Source organism: Gelidibacter sp., assembly GCF_035577925.1.
GTDB lineage: Bacteria > Bacteroidota > Bacteroidia > Flavobacteriales > Flavobacteriaceae > Gelidibacter.
In genome coordinates this window covers 1-3,527 of the sequence record NZ_DATJCY010000331.1, presented here as the reverse complement: position 1 = coordinate 3,527, position 3,527 = coordinate 1, and the positions used below count along the sequence as shown (strand labels likewise).

The 3,527-nt window shown below is 32.5% G+C and carries 2 protein-coding genes and 1 pseudogene; all 3 read right to left on the bottom strand.

The annotated features are described in order from the left end of the window. Positions 1-1,206: 1,206 nt before the first annotated feature. Positions 1,207-2,238, bottom strand: coding sequence for a PDDEXK nuclease domain-containing protein (locus VNJ50_RS12875; RefSeq protein ID WP_325582554.1), 1,032 nt, complete (start codon positions 2,236-2,238; stop codon positions 1,207-1,209). A gap of 537 nt (positions 2,239-2,775) precedes the next feature. Next, positions 2,776-2,925, bottom strand: coding sequence for a hypothetical protein (locus VNJ50_RS12870; protein ID WP_325582552.1), 150 nt, complete (start codon positions 2,923-2,925; stop codon positions 2,776-2,778). A 69-nt stretch (positions 2,926-2,994) separates the two neighbouring features. Then, positions 2,995-3,527, bottom strand: a pseudogene (locus tag VNJ50_RS12865) (restriction endonuclease); the annotation flags it as partial.

The window sequence follows — 3,527 nt, the reverse complement described above, 5'->3', positions numbered from 1 at the left end:
CTGACGACCATTGTTCAGTCCATCTACTTGCATCGAAGGTGACCCAGCCCGAAGAAACCACATTGATATTCCCATCCTTTCCATCTTTCCCATCTTGCCCATCCTTTCCTTCAATTCCTTGAGGTCCTACTGGTCCTAGATCACCATCATTGGAACAGGATGACAAGCCGAATAATAAGAAAAAAAGTACTATAATCCCTGCTTTCGTATTTATTTTAATAGTTGTTGTTTTCATGTTAATGTTTTATTAGAATTTCATTTGTATAATTATTTAGCACAAAATAGACAATTTTAGCTCTATGCATCATGGCTAATGAGTATATGTAAGTTTTGGATTGGAATTTGCTGGAAATGAATTAGAATTTAACAATAAAGACATACCTAATATGATGAAAAGAACACCAATATGACCATGCTGTAGAAAGGAAATATTGATCACTATTAAAGCATTAAAGAAAACCTACGATAAATCCATAGCAGTAAATGTAACCGGTCTCGTTCAACAAGGTTTTCATTGCACGTCCTACAGACGCAACGAAACTTTGGTTATTGTGTGCAGGTTTTATTCCAAGTTGTTCCATCCTTTTATTCCATCTTTTTTCAGTTGTAATAAAAGGTAAATTATTATTATTCCCAGTAATCCAATAAAAGATATCGCTCCAATTCCTATATTCAAATTAATTGTTAGTGTGATTAGACTGGTTCCAACTAATGCCCAAAAAGCCCATTTTTTCCATTAGAACAGAAATACAATTAAAATCAGATCAACAATGCTTAGTATTCCGAATATTAATTCTGTTTTATTTAATTCCTGGAGATTATTTTCAAGTAAGAAACTTTTGGAACTTATTAGATCGGTTAAAAATATAAACACCATAAAAATGGTTAGTATCAAATTCCTTTTTTTAGAAGTTTCCGTTAATATCATTTAGTTCAGAGTTTTTTTAACTTGCCCATAACTTATTTATTAACGAAGTTAATCATTTTTCAAATTCTTTATCACCCTTTTAAACACTTTGAATAATAGTTGTTTACAGGTAAAACATATCACGTACTTCTAATTACATAAAGCTATCATTTATTCCATAATACTGCACACATTATGGATTAAAAACATTCAGTTTAAGAACTTCACTTAAAAACAAACCTCCTTTAAATGGCTTTAAATGAGTTCGCTTTTCACGAGTTTATGGGGTTGTATTAATTTCAGGAAAATCTGTTTTTTTCTGTTTTTTGTAATTGTGCTTCTATTTCCTCAACAGTTGGTAATTGATTTTTCAATTGTTTTGGTAAAGCTTGTGTAAGTGTATATTCACTAATTCCAATAGGTTTTTGTATATCTCTCAAAGCATATTCAGCTTCAATTTTGTCTTTGTGCTTACACAAAATAAGCCCTATACTCGGCTGGTCGTCTGTATGTTTGATTTGACTGTCAATAGCCGATAAATAAAAATTTAATTTACCTGCATATTCCGGCTTGAACTTTCCTGTTTTCAATTCAATGGCTATATAACATCTTAGTTGCAGGTGATAAAAAAGTAGGTCTATAAAGTATTCATTTTGGCTTACGGCAATGCTGTATTGCCTGCCAACAAAAGCAAAGCCTTTACCCAATTCAATTAAAAATTGGGTAAGGTGCTGCATCATCGCATCTTCCAATTCCTTTTCTAAAGCGTCATCTTCTAATCCTAAAAAATCTAAGCTATATGGGTTTTTTAATGTTTCGATGGCTAATTGTGATTGTTGTGCCGGTAATGATTGAGCAAAATTGGTGATCGCTTTTCCTTTGGTTTCAAAATAGTCGTTTTTAATGGCTATTTCCAATTGTTCTCTGCTCCAGCCATTATGTAGTGTGGCTTTACAATAAAACAGTGCTTCTTCTGTGTTTTTTATTTTTGAGATAATCAACCTGTTGTGTCCCCACGGAATTTGTGCCACAAGCTGTGGCACAAATTCGGCTCCGTTACCATAAAAACTATACCACTGCTTGATGGCATATAAATTTCTTCTGGAAAACCCTTTGATGGCAGGAAAAGCTAACTTTAAATCTACCGATAATTGTTCTAAAACGGCATCGCCCCAATTGGCTTCTTTTTGTTTTTGGGCAATGTCTTTTCCCAAATCCCAATACAATTCTAATAACTGTGTATTTACAGTTACAGCTGCTTTAAGCTGAGCAGATTTTATTTTATGCTTTATTGCCCTTAACCAGTTTTTATAGTGTGCATCTATTTGCATTAATACTTTGATTTATTGTAAAACACTTCAGGCTCAGAAGCAAGCCACAGCTTATATTATGTGCGTACTGCACAACTCAAATATACCACTACTTGTATAAAAACCAGCATTTATGACTTAAAAAACTCATTTTTAAACCATTGAAGTTTTAGGTTTTCAATTTCATTTTAAAAACAAACCTTCTTTAAATCACTTTAAAAGAGGTCTGTCTTTATGGTTTTACCAAACTATTTTTCAAAAAATGGAAGTTGTGCAACGGCTATCTTTAGCTGAAGGGATGTTTTTTTCGTAGTTCAATTAATTGTAATTTATATTTTTTGAACTCAATATCATCTGGATTCATATTGAGTACAAAATTTATTTTTCCAAGTAAATATGAAATGTAATTTTTGTTTTTTATTTTAAGTTTCTCTTTATGATTGTTAATGCCAAATTTGTTAATGAAAAACATTGTTTGCCCTAACTGATTTCTTTTGTAATATGGTACTTGAATTTTTTGATTAACAACCACACCTGTTACAACTTGTCTTCAATTTTTCAATCCTGAAACATTTTGCCATTAATTTTACCGCTACTGCTTAAAATCTCTCTTTTAAAATGCCATACTAAATCACTTCCTGAAGGAATGCCTGAAGAAATAGAGGCACCTGCACCAAGCAACAAATCAAATGACTGATTTGAAAGCACTTTAAAGCTTCGCAGAAAGGTGTCTTTGTCTATTCTTTACATTTTTAATATATTTTAAAATGAACTTAATTACATTTTACTTATCAATTCTTTTGCTTTATCCAACGTATATGCTCCATCAATTTGTTTCTTGTCAAATACCATAAAATAGGCAAAGTCCTGTCCTGCTTGTTTTTCCCATTCGTTGCCAAGTCGGCATTTCGCTTCACTCTCTGAACCATCTAAATGGTCGCCTTTGGTTTCTATTAAAATCGTCTTCCCAGATTTTGTCTGCATAATAAAGTCAGGGTAATGGTTGGCTTTGAATCCGTTGATGTAAAATCCTTTACCACGTTCTAAGTTTCTATGCCAAAATGCAACATTTGATGAAGTTCCGATTTCCATTGCAACTTTTTCTTCAAATCCGTTCATAGAGCCTTCTCTTTCGTAAAGTGAATTACCAATGGATGAGCCTGTATTTCCTGGCACAATTTCGTTGCCTAATTTCCAATTTGCTTTGGTATTGATTTGCTTTGATTTTAGTAAATCCATAAAACGTCCTTCGGCATACGAATCTGATAATTGACGGATTTTCACTTTTATTTTGTCGGTATAACTCCACT

Coding starts and splice junctions, on each gene's coding strand:
- VNJ50_RS12875 (WP_325582554.1), bottom strand. CDS start 2,238: ATGCAAATAGATGCACACTATAAAAACTGGTTAAGGGCAATAAAGCAT.